Below are 18,361 nucleotides of genomic sequence, written 5' to 3'. Positions count from 1 at the left end.
CAGTCTCGCCATGAGCAACATCATCGATTTCCACAAACCGCACTCCATCGCTCTCCCCCGCCGCCTGATCAGGGACGGCTGGTGGCTCGAAGACCGTTTCGAGCGGGACCGCTTCCACGGCCCTGCCTGCCTTCCCCATTCCCCCATTGCCGAAAGCACCCAGAATGAAAATGACGCCCATGAACCTTGTCCTCACATCGTCCCGCTCCGCATTCTTCCCGTATCGCAGTAAGAAGCTGCTCCTGCTGCCGGCGCTGGTCGGCGCCGCTGATTTTCTCCTTTTCGGCCACCGCCTCGGCTTCAATCTCTTTCTCTTCGTTATCGTTATCGCCGCCGGCATCGCGCTGTCCGGAAAGGGAAGGCATCGCGTGCTGAGGGCGGGCCTCGGCATGGCTGCGACAAGCATCGCCGGCATTCCGCTTGTTCTAGAACCGACTTTGGCGGCGATCGTCGTGTCCCTTTCGGTGCTGGTCCTCATGTCGCTCTTCATGTTCCGGCTGTTGCCGAGCCGGCCCGAGGCCGTCGCGTCGGTCTTCCTGAGGTTCCTGGCTCAAGCCCCGCTCGGCCTCCGCCGGCTCGCCCGCAAGCGCCGTCCGCCGTCGCAAGACGGATCGCAACGACTGCGCACGACCTCCGGGGCGTTGAGGCTCTGGATCATGCCCCTTGCGCTGACTGCACTCTTCGTCGGCCTGTTTGCAATCGCCAATCCGCTGGTCGCGCTCGCGCTCGGCAATATCGATCTCTGGCGTCTTCTCGACCTGTTCGATGTCTGGCGCATTCTCTTCTGGCTTGCCGCTGCGGCCTGCATCTGGCTGCTTCTGCATCCGCGCCTGAAACGCCGGAACGCGCGACAGGCCGCGACCGCGGAGCCGGTGGAATGGGACAGCAGCCTCTTCGGCGAGGCCTCCCTGATCCGGGCATTGGCTCTCTTCAACGCGGTCTTTGCAGTCGAGACGCTGCTGGACATGATCTATCTCTGGGGAGGCGCTGGCCTGCCTGCTGGCGTCAGCCATGCAGAATATGCCCATCGCGGCGCGTATCCGCTGGTGGCAACGGCGCTGCTGGCCGCGGCCTTCGTCCTCGTCGCCATGCGGCGCGGCGGGCCGGGCGAGCGAAGCCCGCTGGTTCGAAAGCTGGTCTATCTATGGATCGCGCAGAACGTCCTGCTCTGCTTCTCGGCGATCCTCCGGCTGGACCTTTATGTGGAAGTCTATTCGCTCACATGGCTGCGGGTTGCCGCCGGAATATGGATGGGTCTGGTCGCCATCGGCCTTGGCCTTATCCTCCTCAGGATCTGGTTGCGCCGCTCCAACGCCTGGCTTGTCGCCATGAATCTCCTCTCGCTGCTCCTGGTGCTTTACGTGTCCGCCTTCATCAATTTTCCGGCGCTGATTGCCCGGTTCAACGTGGACCACAGCCTTGAAGTCAGCGGCGAGGGGAGGCCTCTCGACTTTCGCTACCTGGCCCGTCTCGGGCCGGAAGCCATTCCCGCAATGGATAACTATATCGCGGCGCCTCAAAACCATCAGGTCGATAGTCGTCGCGTCGTTGAAAACACTCGGCGTGACCTGCAGTGGCAGTTCGAGAACCGCCCGCGCGGCTGGCGTAGCTGGACCTATCGGCAAAGCCGGCTTGCAGACTACCTTTCCGCGCCGCAGTCCGTTGCAAATTCGGACGGGAACGATAACAACACCTCATTGAATAAAGTGCAGGAGTGATCGCTTGCCGCGAATCCTTGTCGTTGATGACGAACCCCATATCCGCGACGTCATCTGTTTCGCCCTGGAGCGGGCGGGCATGGCGCCGGTCGTCGCCCGCAATGGCACCGAAGCGATGATGGCGTTCCGCAAGGGCGGCCTCGATCTGGCGATCCTGGACATTGGCTTGCCCGACATGGACGGCCTGGAGGTCTGCCGGCAGATCCGTCGGACATCCCAACTGCCGATCCTCTTCCTGTCGGCGCGTGACGAAGAGATCGATCGTATCCTCGGGCTGGAGATCGGCGGTGACGACTATGTCACCAAGCCCTTCAGCCCGCGCGAACTGGTGGCGCGGACCCGCACAATCCTGAAGCGGACCGCTGGCACCGCCGGATCCACAACCGATGCCGTGTTAAGTTCGGGTGATCTCACCCTTGACCGGGCCGGCCGGGCGGCAAGCTTTTCAGGCAAGCCGCTGCAGTTGACGGTGCTGGAATTTTCCATTCTGGAAACCCTGATCGGGCGCCCGGCCATGGTGTTCAGCCGTGAACAACTCATGCAGGCCGCCTATGGAGTCGGGACGTATGTCGCCGAGCGCACCATCGACAGCCACATCCGAAACCTCAGGGCAAAGCTTGCCGCGGCAGGCGCGTCCGGTGTTATCGCGACGGTCCACGGCGTCGGCTTCAAGCTCTCCACAAAGGACGAGGGAACCGCTTGATGGCCGCCCCCCGCGTCCGGATAAAATGGCGTCCGCCGCTGGCCCTGATCGTTTTCGCCGTCCTGCTCGCGGTCATGAGCATGCCGGTTGCGATCGTGCTGTGGTTCCGTGTCTCGGATGCGGGAAACGAGGTGATGGAGACCGCCGAAGTGGTCGCGCTTGCCGTTGCAGCGGCACTCACCCTGATGATCGCTTACGTGCTGACCCGCACGATCACCACGCCGATCGGTGCCCTCATCGAGCGCACCAGGGAGATCGCCAGCGGTGGCAAGGCGGCGATCGTTCCGCTGTCGAGCTACGGCACGCGGGAGATCGCGGTCCTGTCGCAGGGCTTTTTCGATCTGGCGACCAAGCTCGTCGACAGGACGGAATATGTGCGCGGCTTCGCAGCCCACGTCTCGCATGAGCTGAAGTCGCCGCTGACGGCCATTCGCGGCGCCGCGGAACTCCTGGGCGATGATGAGCCGATGGCGCCGGAGGATCGTCGCCGCTTTCTGAAGAACATTATCGACGACGTGGATCGTCTCGATGCGCTTCTCGTGAGGCTCAGGGAGCTTGCCTATGCCGAGGCGCCTCTGGCGGAAGGCCATGTCACGGCAGGCGACGTCGTCGACCTTCTGCGCAAACGACTTCCGCAATTGCAGGTGATCGGCGAGGGGGAAATGTCCCGCCGCATGGCGCTGTCGATCGAGGCCGCCGCGATCGTCTTCGGCAATCTGGCCGACAATGCCCGCCAGCATGGCGCGACGCGCCTGACGCTTTCGGCGGTCGGGGAGTCGGGCACGATTGCGGTGCGTGTCACCGACAATGGCAACGGAATTGCCGAAGGCATCCGCAACCGGATCTTCGATCCGTTCTTCTCGACCCGTGCCCAGGAGGGTGGCACGGGCATCGGCCTCGATATTGTTCGCAACATGCTGAACACCTGTCAGGGGACGGTCTCTCTCGTCCAGACGGGTCCGTCCGGCACGACATTCGAGGTCGTGGTTCCGAGCGCGCGCTAGCCGGCAAAGACCTTCGCTTGGCGCCCGATATAAAGTTCCCTGTTTATTCCATCAAAATGGTTCACAAATGAACGGCGAGGGTGTAGTTTCCGCCGCAATTTCCGGAGGCTGCCGCTTCCGGTTCTTTTCAAGACAGGAAGAATACCACTAGATGGCTAAAGAAGAAGTCCTCGAATTTCCCGGTGTCGTCACCGAACTTCTGCCGAACGCGACCTTCCGCGTGAAGCTGGAGAATGACCACGAAATCATCGCCCACACGGCGGGCCGCATGCGCAAGAACCGTATCCGCGTTCTGGCTGGCGACAAGGTGCTGGTCGAAATGACGCCTTACGATCTGACCAAGGGCCGGATCACCTACCGCTTCAAGTAACCGGTTTCCGGTCTCCCTCCTTCCGAAAAAAGGGGCTCCATGGCGCTCAGGGAAAAGCTCATTCTGGCCTCCGGCTCGCCGCGTCGCGTCGACCTGCTTGCGCAGGTTGGGGTCACGCCCGATCGCCTGCTGCCGATGAACATCGACGAGACGCCGGAGAAGGGCGAGCATCCCCGCTCGCTTGCCAAGCGGCTGGCCGCCGAGAAGGCGTCGGCTGCCCACAAGGCGGTGAAGGGCGATCCGGAGCTGCAGGGAAGCTACATCCTCTCGGCCGACACGGTGGTCGCCGTTGGTCGCCGCATCCTCCCGAAGGCGGAGACAGCGGGCGAAGCGACGAGCTGCCTGCATTTGCTGTCGGGCCGGGCGCATTGGGTGTTTACCGGCATCTGCCTGGTCACTCCCGGCAATGCCAGCCGGATCAAGGTCGTCGAGACGAAAGTGCGCTTCAAACGCCTCTCGACGCGCGAGATCGACGCCTACCTGGCTTCCGGCCAGTGGCGGGGCAAGGCGGGCGGCTATGCGATCCAGGGAATTGCCGGCAGCTTCGTCCAGAAGCTCGTGGGCTCCTATTCCAGCGTCGTCGGCCTGCCGCTCCTCGAAACGGTGCAGCTCTTGTCCGGCGAGGGCTACGACGTGCAGCACACATGGTTGAACGGATAGACTGAACTCATGCCGCAGGACGAAATAAAGGTGGGCGCCAAGGTGGAACCCCTGAGAAAGACACGACCGTGCCCGGAATGCGGGCGGTCGTCGTCCCGCGAAAACTATCCCTTCTGCTCGGACCGCTGCCGCAACATCGACCTCAATCGCTGGCTGAGCGGCTCCTATGCCATCCCGGTCGCCGAAGATGAGTCAAAGGCGGGCGAGGGCGACGAGGAGTGACCGGATTTCCGGTGTTTTTTCGTTTGAATTCAGTTATTTGAAATTCTTGTCAAAAAAGTCTTGTTTGGTGCTGGACATGGCCGAGCAAGATGCTATAACCCCGCTCGCTTCCGGGGCACACCAACTGCCCGATACGCCGAAGGGCAGGAAGCGACAAGGTTGCCCAGGTAGCTCAGTTGGTAGAGCAGCGGATTGAAAATCCGCGTGTCACTGGTTCGATTCCGGTCCTGGGCACCACTTCATGTCATCCTGCGACTTCGCCATCCTTCTTTTCTGCCTGGATAAATTCGCGTCAGGCCAGTGAAAAGCCTCCGGTGCGGGGATTGCGTCGGCATCCGGCAAATCGCATATTGTTCCGCCTTTGAAATCCGCGTCTCATGAGTACGCCGTGCAGCACTTCGATCTCGATACACTTGCAACATTCCTGGCGATCGTCGACACGGGAAGTTTCACCATGGCCGGCGAGCGCGTCGGCAAGAGCCAGGCGGCGGTCTCGACGTCCATCGCCAGGCTGGAGGAGAGGCTGGGCGTCCGCCTGCTCAATCGCACCGCCAGAACCGTCTCGCTGACGCCCGAGGGCGACAGGCTCTGCAGCCGGGCGAGAGAGCTGCTGGCGCTGGAACAGCAGGTGTTGGAGGAGCTCGGCAGCCTTGGCGACCGCAAGCATGTGCGGCTCGGCATGCCGGACGACTATATCGGCCTCTTCGGCGCCTGTGTCATGGAGAAGTTCTCGACGCGGTTCCGCGATATCTCCGTGGAAGTCGTTTGCGAGTTCTCCCATGACCTGGAACCGCTGGTCGCGAGAGGCGACATCGACCTGGCGATCGTCACGCGCCGCGACGGCGATACCCAAGGCGAGCTGCTGAAGCGCGAAAAGCAGATCTGGTGTGCTTCCGTCAATGCACAGCCGGAAAAGGCCGAGGAGCTTCCCCTGGCCCTGTTTCCGGAGAACTGTCGGGCGCGACCCCACATCCTGCGGGTGCTGCAGGAGGTCAACAGGCCCTGGCGCATCGTCTGGGTGTCGTCGCACATGCAGTCGATTCAGTCGGCCGTGATGATGGGCTTCGGTGTGACGGCGCTTCCCCAGTCGGCATTGACTTTCGAACATCGCGTCCTGTCGGAGACCGATGGCCTGCCGCCGCTACCCGAGCTCGAGCTGGCCCTGATCATGGCACCCGGCGTCAGCCTCGCCGGGCGCAAGCTGGCTTCTTTCCTGCGCTCGGAGTTCAGTCCTCTCGAAGAGCTGTCGCCGCCTGCCGGATCGCGCCTTCCATCTGCTCGATGACGTCGTCGTTGTGGGCGAAGCTCAGATAGAGCCGGCCGTAGCCCTGCGGCATCGTCATGACGCCCTGTTCTCTGAGCGCATAATGCAGTGCAAGCGACTTGTCCGGGCGGATGGTGGCCGCCGCTGTCTCGTAGGAGTGCGGCGCCTCATTGGCGAACCAGGGCGTGAAGACCATGCCGAGGCCTGAGGTCGAGACCTTCTGGGACTGCTCGGCAAAGGCGCTCGAGAAGCAGGCCCGCAGCCGTTCGCCTCTGGCCGCAAGCGTCTCATAGTCGGCTTTCGCCAGTTGCTCCATCGTTGCCACGACGGCAGCGGTCGCCACCGGATTGCCGCTATAGGTGCCCGCGCGTACCGCCCTGCCGTCGGCAGCGGCCGCCATGACCTCCGGCTGGCCGAGGACGGCCGCGACGGCAAAGCCGTTGCCGATCGCCTTGCCCACGGTTGCCATGTCGGGGTTCAGTTTCATTCCATGGCTGGCGAGCCCGAAGCGCGACCGGAAGCCCATCAGCACCTCGTCGGCAATCAGCAATGCGCCGTACCGGCGCGCGGTCGTCTGCAGCGTTTCCAGATAGCCGGGTTCGGCCACCACGCAGCCGGCATTGGCGAGCAGGGGCTCATAGATGACGGCGGCGATGTCGTCGTTTTCCTGGAACAGCCTCTCGATGTCCGCGATGTCGTTGTAGCGCAGCAGCGTGACGCCGCTTCGAACCGGCCTCGGGCCGTTGCCGAGCAGGGCTTCCTGAGAGCCGGCATTGCCGAGCGCGACGGGATCAAACCAGCCGTCGAAGCCCGCGGCGATCTTGGCGATCGTCCCGCGGCCGGTGACGGCACGCGCGATGCGGCAGGCCATATGCACCGCCTCGCTGCCGGAATTGGTGAACATGGCGGAGGCGAGCGGACCGCAGGCCGCCGTCAACAGCTCGGCCGCCTGTTCCTCTGCGCGATGGGCGAATGCCGGCATCGATCCGCGCTCGATGGCGGCGCAGACTGCGGCATTGACCACGGGATCGGCATGGCCGAGCAGGATCGCGCCGAAGCCCAGCGCGGTATCCACATAACGCCGGCCGTCATCGCCGACGATGTAGGGGCCGTAAGCATGATCGACCCGGAATGCCCGGTCGTTCAGCGCCGGAAGAGCCCGCCCGGCGCTTGAAATGCCACCAACAAGATGCTGCATCAGGAATTCCCAAAAATGCCCGGCAGCCATTCGCTGAGACCGGGGAATGCGACCAGAAGAACGAGGACCACGAGGCTCGCGATCCAGAAGGGCACGAGCTGCCGGGTAACGGCACCGATGCTCACGCGGCCGACATTGCAGACGACGAAGAGGTTGGTGCCGACCGGCGGGGTATAAAGTCCGACACCGAGCGCGACGGTGAACAGCACGCCAATCTGCAGCGGCGGCAGTCCGGCCTTGGCCAGGAGCGGAGCGAGGATGGGGGCGAGGATCACGATCGCCGGCCCGAGATCCAGCCATGTGCCAACGAACAGCAGCACGCCGAGGACGAGCGCGATCGTGCCGATCGGTCCGGCGCCGGTATGCTGGATGAAGTCGGTTGCCATTTGCGGGATCTGCTCGACGGTCAGGATCCAGGCGAAGGGCGTCGCGACAGCCACGATCAGCATCACCGATCCGGTGCCGGAGACGGTCTCGACCAGCGCCGATCCGATCTCCTTCCAAGTCAGTTCGCGGTAGATGAAACCGCCGACGAACACCGCATAGACGACCGAGAGCGCGGCAGCTTCCGTGGCCGTTGCCAGACCCGACAGGATGGTGCCGAGAATGAAGATCGGCATGGCGAGCGCCGGCAAGGCCTTGACGAGGTCTGCGAGGAAGGCCCGCATCGACAGCTGCGACTTGTGACCGCCATAGCCGGCGCGCTTGGCGACGATCCAGGAGGTGACCATGAAGGCAACCGCGATCAACGTTCCCGGTAGCACGCCGGCGAGGAACAGGCCGCCGATAGAGGTGTTTGTGAGCACGCCGTAGAGGATGAAGATCACACTCGGCGGGACGATGATGCCGAGCGTTCCGGATGCCGCCGTGATGGCCGCGGCGTAGCTCCTCGGATAGCCCTGGCTTTCCATCGCCGGGATCATCAGCTTGGCGACCGCGCTGGTGTCGGCGGTCGCCGAACCGCTGATGCCGCCGTAGATGAAGGCCGTCACGACGTTGACGAAGCCGAGCCCGCCGGTGAAGCGTCCGAAGACGAAGTCGGCGAGGTTGATGAGGCGCCGCGTGAGGCCGCCGCGGTTCATCAGTTCGCCGGAAAACAGGAACAGCGGGATCGCGGCCAGATAGATGGAGTCCGCGCCGCGCACGATCTGCTGCGCCAGCCATGCCGACGGCATGGAAACATCGCCGAAGGTGAGTGCCGCGAGCGTGGAGACGCCCATCGCCCAGAGGATCGGCAGGCCGCCCAGAAGGCAGAAGAGGAAGGTTGCAAACAGGATGAGAATGGTCATTGCGCCGCCTTGCCTCTCAGGCACTGGAGGATGCGGAGGAAGGTGATCAGCGCGATGCCGCCTGCAAATATGATGAATGGCAGGATTTGCACGAGGCGCGGCAGCCGCAGGAGAGGCGTCGGTGCCATCCCGGATCGAGCCGCAAAACCGATACCGCTGCGCGTCAGCTCGATGGCGAGCCAGAGCGTCAGCAGCGAGCAGATGAAGGCGATGATGCGGCCCCACCGGCTGTCGAGCTTGTCGACGACAAAGGTGAAGGCGACGTTCTCACGCCGCAATTCGGCGACGATGACGCCGAAAAAACTGGTCCAGAGGAACAGGATGCCGGTGACTTCGAAGGTCCATTCGACACCGCGCAAACCCATGTAGCGGGCGGCGACGCCCAGGAGGGTCGTGATCGTCATTCCGACGAAGGCGGAAACGGCGATGCCGGTCGTCAGCCAGCCGAACCAGCGCAGAAGCGTGGGGTCTTGGGGATGGGGTAGGGATGTCTCGTTCATGAACCGCTCGGATCAAAGAGCGTCCGCAGGGCAGTTGCCCCGCGAACGCATGCGCCCTGGGAGGCTTTGAAGGCTTAGTTGCCGGCAGCGGCGCTGCGAACCTTGGCAACCAGGTCGTCGCCCCATTCCTTGCCGAACTGGGCGTAGACGGGACCGACCATGTCGCGGAACGGTGCCTGGTCGACGGTGTTGAAGGTCACGCCGTTTTCTTCGAGGGTCTTCTGGACCTCGGCATAGGTGTTCGCCAGCTTCTCGCGATACCAGGCGGTCGTCTCGACGACGGCTTCGTCGACGGCAGCCTTGTCCTTGTCGGACAGGCCTTCGTAGCGGTCATTGTTCATGAACCAGTAGTTGGGCGTCCAGACATAGTTCGACAGCGACATGTACTTCGTCGTTTCATACCATTTCTGGTCGGCGAAATCGCGCATTTCCGGCTCGGTGCCGTCAACGACGCCCGACTGCAGGGCGGTGTAGACTTCGCCGAACGGAATGGACTGCGGCAAGGCGCCGAGCGCGTTCATGGTGGCGAGCAGCACCGGATTGCCGGGCACGCGGACCTTGACGCCCTTCATGTCGGCCGGCGTATTGACTGCGCCCTTGGTCAGCGCGAACTGACGGAAGCCGGAGTCGAGTGCGCCGAGCATGTGGAAGCCGTTATCAGCGCCGGTGCTGAAGACTTCCTTGCCGACCGGGCCGTCGAGGAAGGCGTGTACGGCATCGAGATCCTTGAAGAGGAACGGCAGCGTAATGACGTTGAGCTTCGGATCGATCGGGTCGACGACGCCGCCGAGGCCGATATCGATGGAGCCGTTGCCGACGCCGTCGGCAATTGCGGCTTCATCGCCGAGCTGGCCGTCGGGGAATACCTGGACCTCGAGATCGCCACCGGATTTCTCCGATACGGTCTTGGCGAAGAGAAGGCTCGCTTCCTGGATCAGGCTGTTGGACGACGATTCATGTGCAAGACGCAGGGTCTCTGCATGGGCTGCGCTCGAAAGCAGCAGCGCGGCGATGGTGGCTGAGAGATAGTTCAATCCGGATTTCATGGTTTCCCCTCGTTGTTCTTGGATGTGGAACTGATAATCCAATGATTACGAAAAGGGCGTCGTACGCCAACGCAAAAAAGTTATGCATCCATTTTTGCCGATTATGCCTCTCAACCGGAAGTACAGTCACCAAGAGGATCGGATTGCATCCGTTTGACAATATTGTCTTCCACGCGACCTTGTCATACGCGACTGGCGTCAAGAGGCATTTCGGCGGGCGCTTGCAGCCTTCGGCGTCGATGTCGGCTTGATCTCCGCGAGGTCGTTGAGGATCGGGCAGTCGGGCCTGTTGTCGCCGGAGCAGCAATGCGCGAGGTGCTTGAGCGTTCCGACCATGTCCTGCAGTTCGGCAATCCGGCTTTCCAGCGCGTCGATGTGGGTCTGTGCGACACGCTTGACCTCGCGGCTTTCGCGCGTCTTGTCGCGCCAGAGCCCCAGGAGCGTTGCGGTTTCCTCGAGCGAGAAACCGAGATTGCGGGCCCGCTTGATGAAACGCAGCGTATGCACATCGTCTTCGCCATAGACCCGGTAGTTGTTCTCCGTCCGGTGGGCCGGACGGATGAGACCGACGGTCTCGTAGTAGCGGATCATTTTCGCCGAAACGCCCGATGCGCCTGCGGCTTCGCCTATGTTCATCGTTTTCTCCCCGGCCACCGGTGGCGGTTGCCTTTGACCTTACGGATCATAGACCTTCCCATCGTGGCAAGGTCAAGTGTACTGTCATTTTCGGTACGACTGCCGGTTTGCAGTTGCCAAACGCGGTCATCATGTTAACTTTTTGCGATGCAGCAAGTAACGCCTCCGCCTGATGCCGCCATGCCCGCTTCCGGAAGGGTGGTTCCCCGGCGCCTCCGTGACGGCATACGGGTTCTGGTCGGCTCCATTTATCCCGATCTCGATGCGGGGCAGCTGGCGGACAACATCGTGTCAGCCTTCTGGGGAACGGACCACACGCCGCGAAAACGCGGGCGCATGCTTCAAAACAACACGATCTGGAACGAGCGCGACGCCTACGTCATCACCTACGGCAACAGCCTTGTGGACGGCGAACACAAGCCGCTCGACCTGCTCTACGACTTCCTGCGCCGATACCTGAAAGGCACCGTCAATTCGGTGCATATCCTGCCGTTCTTTCCCTACACCTCGGACGACGGTTTCGCGATCACCGACTACCGGGCGGTCAACAGCATTCTCGGCGATTGGGAGGATGTCGAACGCATTGCCGGCGAGTTCCGGCTGATGTCCGACCTGGTCCTGAACCACTGCTCCAGCCAGTCGCACTGGTTCAACGAATATCGCCAGGGACACGCGCCCTATGACCGCTTCTTCTTCGAGGCCTCGCCCGAGGACGATCTTTCCGAGGTGGTGCGCCCGCGCGCCCATCCGCTGCTGCGCGAGGTCGAGACGGCGAACGGCATTCGCCATGTCTGGTGCACCTTCAGCCATGACCAGGTGGATTTCGATTTCTCCAATCCCGAGGTCCTGCTCGAATTCCTGCGCATCATGCGCATGCACATCGACAAGGGCGTGCGCACGATCCGTCTCGACGCCGTGGCCTTCGTCTGGAAGGAAGTCGGCACCAGCTGCATCCATCTGCGCCAGACGCACGAGATCGTCCGGCTCATGCGGCTTCTCGCCGATTTCGCCGAGGAGCAGCTTGTCCTGATCACTGAGACCAATGTGCCGAATGTCGAGAACCTCAGTTATTTCGGCAATCGCAACGAGGCGCATGCGATCTACAATTTCTCGCTGCCGCCGCTGATCCTGCACGGATTGCTCAACGGCACCTCACGCTCGCTGAACGCCTGGCAGATGGCGATGCCACCGGCCCAGCTCGGCTGCGCCTACTTCAATTTCACCGCCTCGCATGACGGCATCGGCCTGCGCCCCGCCGAAGGCCTCGTCCCCGACGAGGAGATCGCCGCGATGATCGAGACGGTCAAGGGCTTCGGCGGCCTCGTCAGCATGCGCAAGTTGCCGGACGGCGGCGTCAAGGCCTACGAGCTCAACGTCTCGCTCTACGATGCGCTGAAGGGCACGGTGAAGGGGGAGGACCAGTGGAACAGCGAGCGCTTCCTTTGCAGCCAGGCGATCGCCATGGCGCTGGAAGGCATTCCCGCTTTCTACATCCATTCGCTGCTCGCGACGCCCAACGATTATGAAGGCGTCGAAAAATCTCAGCACAATAGGGCGATCAACCGCCATCGCTGGCATTATCCGGATCTGCGCGAGGCGCTGGCCGATGACACAAGCCGGCATGCGCGGGTGTTTGCCGAGATGAAGCGCATGCTTTCAATCCGCATCCGCCAGCCGGCCTTTCACCCGAATGCGACGCAGTTCACGCTGCATCTCGGCGAAAAGCTGTTCGGATTCTGGCGCCAGAGCATGGACCGTTCGCAGAGCATCTTTGCCGTCAACAACATGACCGACGAGGAGGTCGTCATTCCCGCCATGTCGCTGAACCTGATCGGTGGCGCCAACTGGCAGGATCTCCTCTCAGGCGAGACGATCCGCGCACAGGGCGGCGATATTGTCTTCGCGCCCTACCAATGCCGGTGGATCACCAATCGCAGCGGGTAGGGCAGGGAAGGCGTGTCGCCACATTACTTGCAGACGTCGATCCACTCGGCGCCGGTCAGGTCTGCCATCCGGTTCGGTTCGATCTTGACGGCGGCATTGATGGCGCCGGCGGCCGGCACGACGATGTCATAGGCCTTGAGCGACACATCGCAGTAGACCTTCATGGCGCGGGGCAGGCCGAAGGGGCAGACGCCGCCGACCGGATGGCCGGTTTCGGCCTCAACCTCCGACAGATCCAGCATCCTCGGCTTGGCGCCGAACTGCGCCTTGAATTTCTGGTTGTCGAGACGGGCGTCGCCCTTGGCGACCAAAAGGACCGTCCCGCCGTCCAGCTTCAGCGCCAAGGTCTTGGCGATCTGGCCGGGCTCGACGCCGTGACCCTGAGCGGCGAGCTCGACGGTTGCCGTGCTCTGCTCCAGTTCGATTACGGAAATGTCCGGTGCGTTGTCGGCGAAAAATGCTTTGACGGAAGAAAGGCTCATCGAAAAATACCTGCCATGTGAAATGCCGCGCGGACATTCCCAAGCAGGGCGACCGATGTCAACTGGCCGGAACGACGGAAGTCGATGCTTCGCCTTGTCAGAAAATGTGAAAGCCGGGCAGCTCGCGCCGCCGCTCGATGTTGATCAGAAGCGTCATCGCGCCGAGCGTGGCCGCTGAAAGAATGAATGCTGCGATACCAAGAACAACCACGGTTACACCCCCCGATACTGTCTACCCGCTATACCCTCATGCCTTGATAACGGGATAACCTTGCTTCTGGCTTTCGCCGGCCTTCTTCGTCGAAGATGATGAAGTGGTTAAATCTGACTAGTTCGGTTCACGGCACCAAAAATTAACCTTCAAGCAAGGAATTAACCATAATGATTAGCTTGTACGTCGGAATGGGATATCTGCTGCCGAAATTCCCATAAGGCATGACGCCGCAACCGTCGAAACCGGACTTGGGCCGGTATGTAATCAAGCCAATATTTTGCGAGTATTTTGCGTGGCCGGAGAGCGTTCCTGTGAGGAATGTCCCCATGGCCGCCGGATCATGAAAATTGGTGTTTCGGCCTTCCGGCCATGGGGTATTGCGGGGACTGGACTTGAACAACAAGCCGACGACAGAACAGGTGAGCGGAGCGAGGGCTGGAAGCCTGCGCGAGCGCCTGCGTTTTGCCGGCTTGAGCGCGGACGAATGCGAACTCCTGCGCCGCCATCGTCCCCAGATGCAGGCGAGCGTCAATGCCGGCCTGCGCGACCTTTTCCATCGTTTCCAGTCGATCCCGGAAGCTTCGGCGAATTTCACGAGCGAGCGCCAGATCGAACGTCTGCACGACCTGCAGGCATCCCATTGGGATGTTCTGACCGACGCCCGCTTCGACAGCCTCTACGCCGAGCGCGTGAAGGTTCTTTCGGATGCGGAATCCAAGATGGGGCTCGATCCCCGCTGGCACGTTGCCGGCCATGCGGTCGTCCTCGAACACCTGCTGTCGACGATCATCGGCGAAGCGGCCGGCCGCTCGCTGCTGTCTTCCGGCAAGAAGCGGACGCAGGAAATGTCCGACCTGGCGGCCGCGATCATTCGTCTGGTTCTGGTCGATGTCGAGATCGCCGTTTCGCTGCGCTTCAATGCCCTGCGCGTGGAACACAAGCAGCAGATGGCCGCACAGCGCAAGGCTGAGCAGGCGCAGGTCGAAGAGATCTTCGGCTCCGTGCTGGCGGCACTGTCCCAGAATGACCTGACCGCCCGCGCCGATGTCGCGGATGCCGGCAACTACGCGCATCTGGCCGAACAGCTGAACACGGCCATGGAAGCCCTGCAGGACAACTTCATTCGCTTCTCCGGTGTTCTCTCGCAGACTGAAGAGCAGACCGGAACGATCTCCGCGGAAGCCCGCGACTTCGCGGCCAAGGCGCTCGACCAGTGCCGGTCGCTGGAGGGTTCGGTCCAGGCGCTTGGCGACCTGACGGTCGACGTCCGCCGCAACGCCGAGATGACCCGCGGCGCGGAAGAGGCCGTCGCGAAGACGCGGCAATCGGCCGAAACCAGCGGTCAGATCGTCGGCCAGGCGATTTCTGCCATGTCCGGCATCGAGACGTCGGCGGACGAGATCGGCAAGATCATCGGCGTGATCGACGAGATTGCCTTCCAGACCAATCTTCTGGCGCTGAATGCCGGCATCGAGGCAGCCCGCGCCGGCGAAACCGGTCGCGGCTTTGCGGTCGTCGCCCAGGAGGTCCGGGGACTGGCACAGCGTTCGGCGGAAGCTGCGCGCGAGATCAAGGCGCTGGTCACCAACACCAAGGCCCAGGTCGACGAAGGCGTCGAAATGGTTGCCCGCACGCAGAACGCCATCGGCGAGATCGTCACCCAGGTCAACGGCATCAGCGATTCCATCGCCGGCATTGCCCGCGACACCGGCAGCCATGCCAGCGAGTTGAAGCGCCTGTCCGAAGAACTGAGCTCGGCGCGCTCGGCCATCGCACAGAATACCGAAGGTGCCGTCCGTTCTGGGCAGGACGCCGAGGATCTGCACACCGTCATCGTCGAACTCGGCGCGACGGTCAGGGAATTCCGTTACCAGCGGCAGTTTGCTGCAGCCCGGCCGGTGGCGCGCGTCGAAATCGCGCCCGTGCGTGTCGCCGAGGAAGCGCAGGACATGCTGGACAGGGAACTTGATTGGGAGGTCGCCGCCGTCCCGGCGATCGCCATTGCCGGCGCTGCCGGAGGTTGATGCACGCTTTTGCGGGCGGGCATCGGAAACATGAAATGCGGTCTGGAACAAGGAAGGTTCTGATGACGAAGAAAAAGAGTGAGACTGCGGAGCTGAAGCTGTCTGCCGTTCTCGACCTCAACGAAGCTTCCGCCCTGCACGGGAAGCTCATGGAACTGCGCGGCAAGGACCTTGCCCTCGACGCATCTGGCGTAGAACGGGTCGGCGCCCAGTGCGTCCAGGTGCTGATCGCCGGCTCCAGGGCCTGGGAAGAAGACAAGAAGGCCTTCGTGTTCAACAAGGTCTCGGACGTATTTTCAAAGACGCTGCAGCTCATCGGCGTCAACATTGATCACCTGCTGGCTAAGGAGATTCAGCAATGAAGAAAAGAGTGCTTACCGTGGATGATTCACGGACCATTCGTAACATGCTCCTCGTGACGTTGAACAACGCCGGGTTCGAAACGATCCAGGCCGAAGACGGCATCGAAGGATTGGAAGTCCTTGAAAACGCATGCCCCGATGTCATCGTCACGGACATCAACATGCCGCGTCTGGATGGCTTCGGCTTCATCGAGGGCGTGCGCAAGAACGACAAGTACCGTGCCATCCCGATCCTTGTCCTGACGACCGAAAGCGACGCCGAGAAGAAGAACCGCGCCCGTCAGGCCGGTGCGACCGGCTGGATCGTAAAGCCTTTCGATCCGACCAAACTGATCGATGCGATTGAGCGTGTAACCGCCTAACGGGATAATTCCTATGGATATGAACGAAATCAAAGAGATCTTTTTCCAGGAGTGCGAAGAGCAGCTCGCAGAACTGGAATCCGGTCTCCTGAAGATGAATGATGGCGATCGTGATCCCGAAACGGTGAATGCCGTGTTCCGGGCCGTCCATTCGATCAAGGGCGGCGCGGGCGCGTTCGGCCTCGATGATCTGGTGGCTTTCGCGCATGTTTTCGAGACCACTCTTGATTGCGTTCGATCCAACAAGCTTGAGCCCAACCTGGACGTCATGAAGGTGATGCTCAAGTCGGCCGACGTGCTTGCCGACCTGACCACGGCTGCCCGTGACGGCGGAAGCGTCGACCCGAGCCGAAGCACGGGTCTCGTCAAGGAGCTCGAGGCGCTCGCCAAGGGGGAAATGCCAGCACCCTCCGCCGCCGCGCCGACGCCTGCACCTGCACCCAAGCCAGCTCCGGCCGCTGCTCCACAGCCGTCAGTTGGTGAGGAAGGCTTCGCGCCGATCCCGTTCTCCTTCGACGATTTCGGCGGCGATGAGGAAGCGTCCGCACCGGTTCCGTCCTTCGATGTGAAGTTCAAGCCGCGCGCCGAACTTTACAACAAGGGCAATGAAGCGGCCCTTCTGCTGCGCGATCTGTCCCGCATCGGCGCAATGAGCATCCGCTGCGACATGGAATCTCTTCCGGTTCTCGACCAGATGGATCCGGAAGGTGCCTACTTCCATTGGGATATTTCCATCGAAACGGAGAAGGGCGAAGAAGGCATCCGCACAGTCTTCGAATTCGCCGAGTGGGATTGTGATCTCGAGATAACGGCCCATGCCGTCGACGCCGAGGACGATGCCTCCGAACTCCCGATGGTTCCGGTTCCCTTCGATCTGTCCGCCCTTGATGGCGCCGACGAAGAAGATGAAGCGCCGGTAATGGAGACCGTTGTCGAGCCGGTTCGCCCGGCTCCCGCAGCGCCCATCGCAGCCCCGATCGCCGACGCCATTGCTGCGGCACAGACGGCGCGCGACGTCGTCCGCCAGACCGCATCCTCGACATCCGAGGCTGAAAAGGCCGCCGCGCTTGCGGCTGCCGCCCAGGCACAGAACTCCGCCGGCGCCGGTGTCGCCCAGACGATCCGCGTCGATCTCGACCGCGTCGATCGCCTGATCAACCTCGTCGGCGAGCTCGTTATCAACCAGGCGATGCTCTCTCAGAGCGTCATCGAGAACGACGCCTCCGGCACCAATTCGATGAACATGGGTCTCGAGGAGCTGCAGCAGCTCACCCGCGAGATCCAGGACAGCGTGATGGCCATCCGCGCGCAGCCGGTCAAGCCGGTCTTCCAGCGCATGTCGCGCATCGTGCGCGAAGTGGCCGACATGACCGGCAAACAGATCCGCCTGATCACCGAGGGTGAAAATACCGAAGTGGACAAGACGGTCATCGACAAGCTGGCCGAGCCGCTGACGCACATGATCCGTAACGCCGTAGACCACGGCGTGGAAACACCTGAGAAGCGCGAAGCCGCCGGCAAGAACCCGGAAGGCACCGTCCGCCTGACCGCAAAGCATCGTTCGGGCCGCATCCTGATCGAGCTTGCCGACGACGGCGCCGGCATCAACCGCGAGCGCGTCCGCCAGAAGGCGATCGACAACGATCTGATCACCTCCGAAACGCCGCTCTCCGATGAGGAGATCGACAACCTGATCTTCCTGCCGGGCTTCTCGACCGCCGACAAGATCTCGGACATTTCCGGACGCGGCGTCGGCATGGATGTGGTCAAGCGCTCCATCCAGGCTCTTGGCGGCCGTATCTCGATCTCGTCGACGCCTGGCAAGGGCTCCGTCTTCACCATGAGCCTGCCGCTGACGCTCGCCGTCCTCGACGGCATGGTCGTCACGGTTGCCGGCCAGACCCTCGTCGTGCCGCTGACGGCCATCGTCGAGACGCTGCAGCCGGAGGCGAAGTCCATTCACTCCTACGGCTCCAACCATCGCCTGCTCTCGATCCGTGACGGCTTCTGCCCGCTGGTCGACGTCGGCCGCATCCTGAACTACCGCGCCACCAGCGCGGACCCGGTCGAGGGCGTGGCGCTTCTCGTCGAATCCGAGAGTGGCGGACAGCGCGCGCTCATGGTCGATGCGATCCAGGGCCAGCGTCAGGTGGTTATTAAGAGTCTTGAGGCAAATTACACGCATGTACCCGGGATCGCCGCTGCGACGATCCTTGGAGACGGCCGGGTGGCTCTCATTCTCGATGTGGACGCAGTCTGCGCCGCATCCCGGGGACAGTCACTCAGCGCGAACGCGATGGCAGCGGCAGGGTGATATGACAATGGTCTCGACGTCAGCAACAACGACAAGCGGTGCCGCGGGG

At 62.4% G+C, this 18,361-nt stretch carries 18 protein-coding genes and 1 tRNA gene; 13 read left to right on the top strand and 6 right to left on the bottom strand.

The genetic code is table 11. The features are described 5' to 3' along the window. The first annotated feature begins 179 nt into the window (after nt 1–179). The 8 genes from ACU5AZ_RS07340 (at nt 180) to ACU5AZ_RS07305 (ending at nt 5,962) form a co-directional block, all read left to right on the top strand. A complete protein-coding gene (locus ACU5AZ_RS07340; RefSeq protein WP_446825356.1) occupies nt 180–1,718 on the top strand; it encodes a DUF4153 domain-containing protein in 1,539 nt (512 codons plus the stop codon). Nucleotides 1,719–1,722: 4 nt separating this feature from the next. Then, the gene (locus ACU5AZ_RS07335; protein ID WP_446825355.1) at nt 1,723–2,421 is read left to right on the top strand and encodes a response regulator; all 699 of its coding nucleotides are present in this window, start codon (nt 1,723–1,725) and stop codon (nt 2,419–2,421) included. Next, nucleotides 2,421–3,425 carry a sensor histidine kinase gene (locus ACU5AZ_RS07330; protein ID WP_446825354.1) on the top strand — a complete coding sequence of 335 codons (1,005 nt, stop codon included), beginning with the start codon at nt 2,421–2,423 and terminating at the stop codon, nt 3,423–3,425. Before ACU5AZ_RS07335 ends, ACU5AZ_RS07330 begins: the two co-directional genes overlap by 1 nt. Before the next feature lie 151 nt (nt 3,426–3,576). Continuing rightward, nucleotides 3,577–3,795, top strand: a complete 219-nt coding sequence (infA, locus tag ACU5AZ_RS07325; protein ID WP_014327290.1) for a translation initiation factor IF-1 — start codon at nt 3,577–3,579, stop codon at nt 3,793–3,795. 39 nt (nt 3,796–3,834) lie between these two features. Continuing rightward, nucleotides 3,835–4,455, top strand: coding sequence for a Maf-like protein (locus tag ACU5AZ_RS07320; protein WP_446825353.1), 621 nt, complete (start codon nt 3,835–3,837; stop codon nt 4,453–4,455). Nucleotides 4,456–4,464: 9 nt separating this feature from the next. Further along, nucleotides 4,465–4,677 carry a DNA gyrase inhibitor YacG gene (gene yacG, locus ACU5AZ_RS07315; RefSeq protein WP_446825352.1) on the top strand — a complete coding sequence of 71 codons (213 nt, stop codon included), beginning with the start codon at nt 4,465–4,467 and terminating at the stop codon, nt 4,675–4,677. A gap of 161 nt (nt 4,678–4,838) precedes the next feature. Continuing rightward, nucleotides 4,839–4,914, top strand: a tRNA-Phe gene (locus ACU5AZ_RS07310). A 151-nt stretch (nt 4,915–5,065) separates the two neighbouring features. Continuing rightward, on the top strand, nt 5,066–5,962 hold the full coding sequence (locus tag ACU5AZ_RS07305) for a LysR family transcriptional regulator (RefSeq protein ID WP_446825351.1): 897 nt from the start codon (nt 5,066–5,068) through the stop codon (nt 5,960–5,962). Here the strand turns inward: ACU5AZ_RS07305 and ACU5AZ_RS07300 are convergent. The 5 genes from ACU5AZ_RS07300 to cueR form a co-directional block, all read right to left on the bottom strand. Beyond that, a complete protein-coding gene (locus ACU5AZ_RS07300; protein WP_446825350.1) occupies nt 5,904–7,139 on the bottom strand; it encodes an aspartate aminotransferase family protein in 1,236 nt (411 codons plus the stop codon). The genes ACU5AZ_RS07305 and ACU5AZ_RS07300 overlap by 59 nt on opposite strands. Beyond that, nucleotides 7,139–8,428 carry a TRAP transporter large permease gene (locus ACU5AZ_RS07295; protein ID WP_446825349.1) on the bottom strand — a complete coding sequence of 430 codons (1,290 nt, stop codon included), beginning with the start codon at nt 8,426–8,428 and terminating at the stop codon, nt 7,139–7,141. The genes ACU5AZ_RS07300 and ACU5AZ_RS07295 overlap by 1 nt, the downstream gene beginning before the upstream one ends. After that, nucleotides 8,425–8,928: a TRAP transporter small permease gene (locus ACU5AZ_RS07290; protein WP_446825348.1), complete on the bottom strand. Its 504-nt coding sequence runs from the start codon at nt 8,926–8,928 to the stop codon at nt 8,425–8,427. Before ACU5AZ_RS07290 ends, ACU5AZ_RS07295 begins: the two co-directional genes overlap by 4 nt. A 74-nt stretch (nt 8,929–9,002) precedes the next feature. Further along, the gene (locus ACU5AZ_RS07285) at nt 9,003–9,974 is read right to left on the bottom strand and encodes a TRAP transporter substrate-binding protein (protein WP_446825347.1); all 972 of its coding nucleotides are present in this window, start codon (nt 9,972–9,974) and stop codon (nt 9,003–9,005) included. Between the two features lie 198 nt (nt 9,975–10,172). After that, complete coding sequence (gene cueR, locus ACU5AZ_RS07280) at nt 10,173–10,610, bottom strand: Cu(I)-responsive transcriptional regulator (RefSeq protein WP_446825346.1); 438 nt, start codon at nt 10,608–10,610, stop codon at nt 10,173–10,175. A 180-nt stretch (nt 10,611–10,790) separates the two neighbouring features. On the opposite strand from cueR, the gene ACU5AZ_RS07275 reads away from it, so the two are divergent. Next, on the top strand, nt 10,791–12,554 hold the full coding sequence (locus ACU5AZ_RS07275; RefSeq protein WP_446825345.1) for a sugar phosphorylase: 1,764 nt from the start codon (nt 10,791–10,793) through the stop codon (nt 12,552–12,554). Nucleotides 12,555–12,577: 23 nt separating this feature from the next. Here the strand turns inward: ACU5AZ_RS07275 and ACU5AZ_RS07270 are convergent, their stop codons facing one another. Then, on the bottom strand, nt 12,578–13,036 hold the full coding sequence (locus ACU5AZ_RS07270; RefSeq protein ID WP_446825344.1) for a YbaK/EbsC family protein: 459 nt from the start codon (nt 13,034–13,036) through the stop codon (nt 12,578–12,580). A gap of 606 nt (nt 13,037–13,642) precedes the next feature. Here ACU5AZ_RS07270 and ACU5AZ_RS07265 point away from each other — a divergent pair. The 4 genes from ACU5AZ_RS07265 to ACU5AZ_RS07250 are packed head-to-tail and all read left to right on the top strand — an operon-like array spanning nt 13,643 to nt 18,312. Next, a complete protein-coding gene (locus ACU5AZ_RS07265; protein ID WP_446825343.1) occupies nt 13,643–15,274 on the top strand; it encodes a globin-coupled sensor protein in 1,632 nt (543 codons plus the stop codon). A 59-nt stretch (nt 15,275–15,333) separates the two neighbouring features. Further along, a complete protein-coding gene (locus ACU5AZ_RS07260) occupies nt 15,334–15,636 on the top strand; it encodes an STAS domain-containing protein (RefSeq protein WP_446825946.1) in 303 nt (100 codons plus the stop codon). Beyond that, nucleotides 15,633–15,998 (top strand): chemotaxis response regulator CheY1, encoded by a 366-nt coding sequence (gene cheY1, locus ACU5AZ_RS07255; RefSeq protein ID WP_446825342.1) that lies wholly within the window; start codon nt 15,633–15,635, stop codon nt 15,996–15,998. Before ACU5AZ_RS07260 ends, cheY1 begins: the two co-directional genes overlap by 4 nt. Before the next feature lie 13 nt (nt 15,999–16,011). Continuing rightward, on the top strand, nt 16,012–18,312 hold the full coding sequence (locus tag ACU5AZ_RS07250) for a chemotaxis protein CheA (RefSeq protein ID WP_446825341.1): 2,301 nt from the start codon (nt 16,012–16,014) through the stop codon (nt 18,310–18,312). Nucleotides 18,313–18,361 lie beyond the last annotated feature (49 nt).

This window comes from Rhizobium sp. PAMB 3182 (assembly GCF_052908355.1).
Note: the sequence above shows the minus strand (reverse complement) of the source record. Positions and strands in the feature narration are given on the sequence as shown.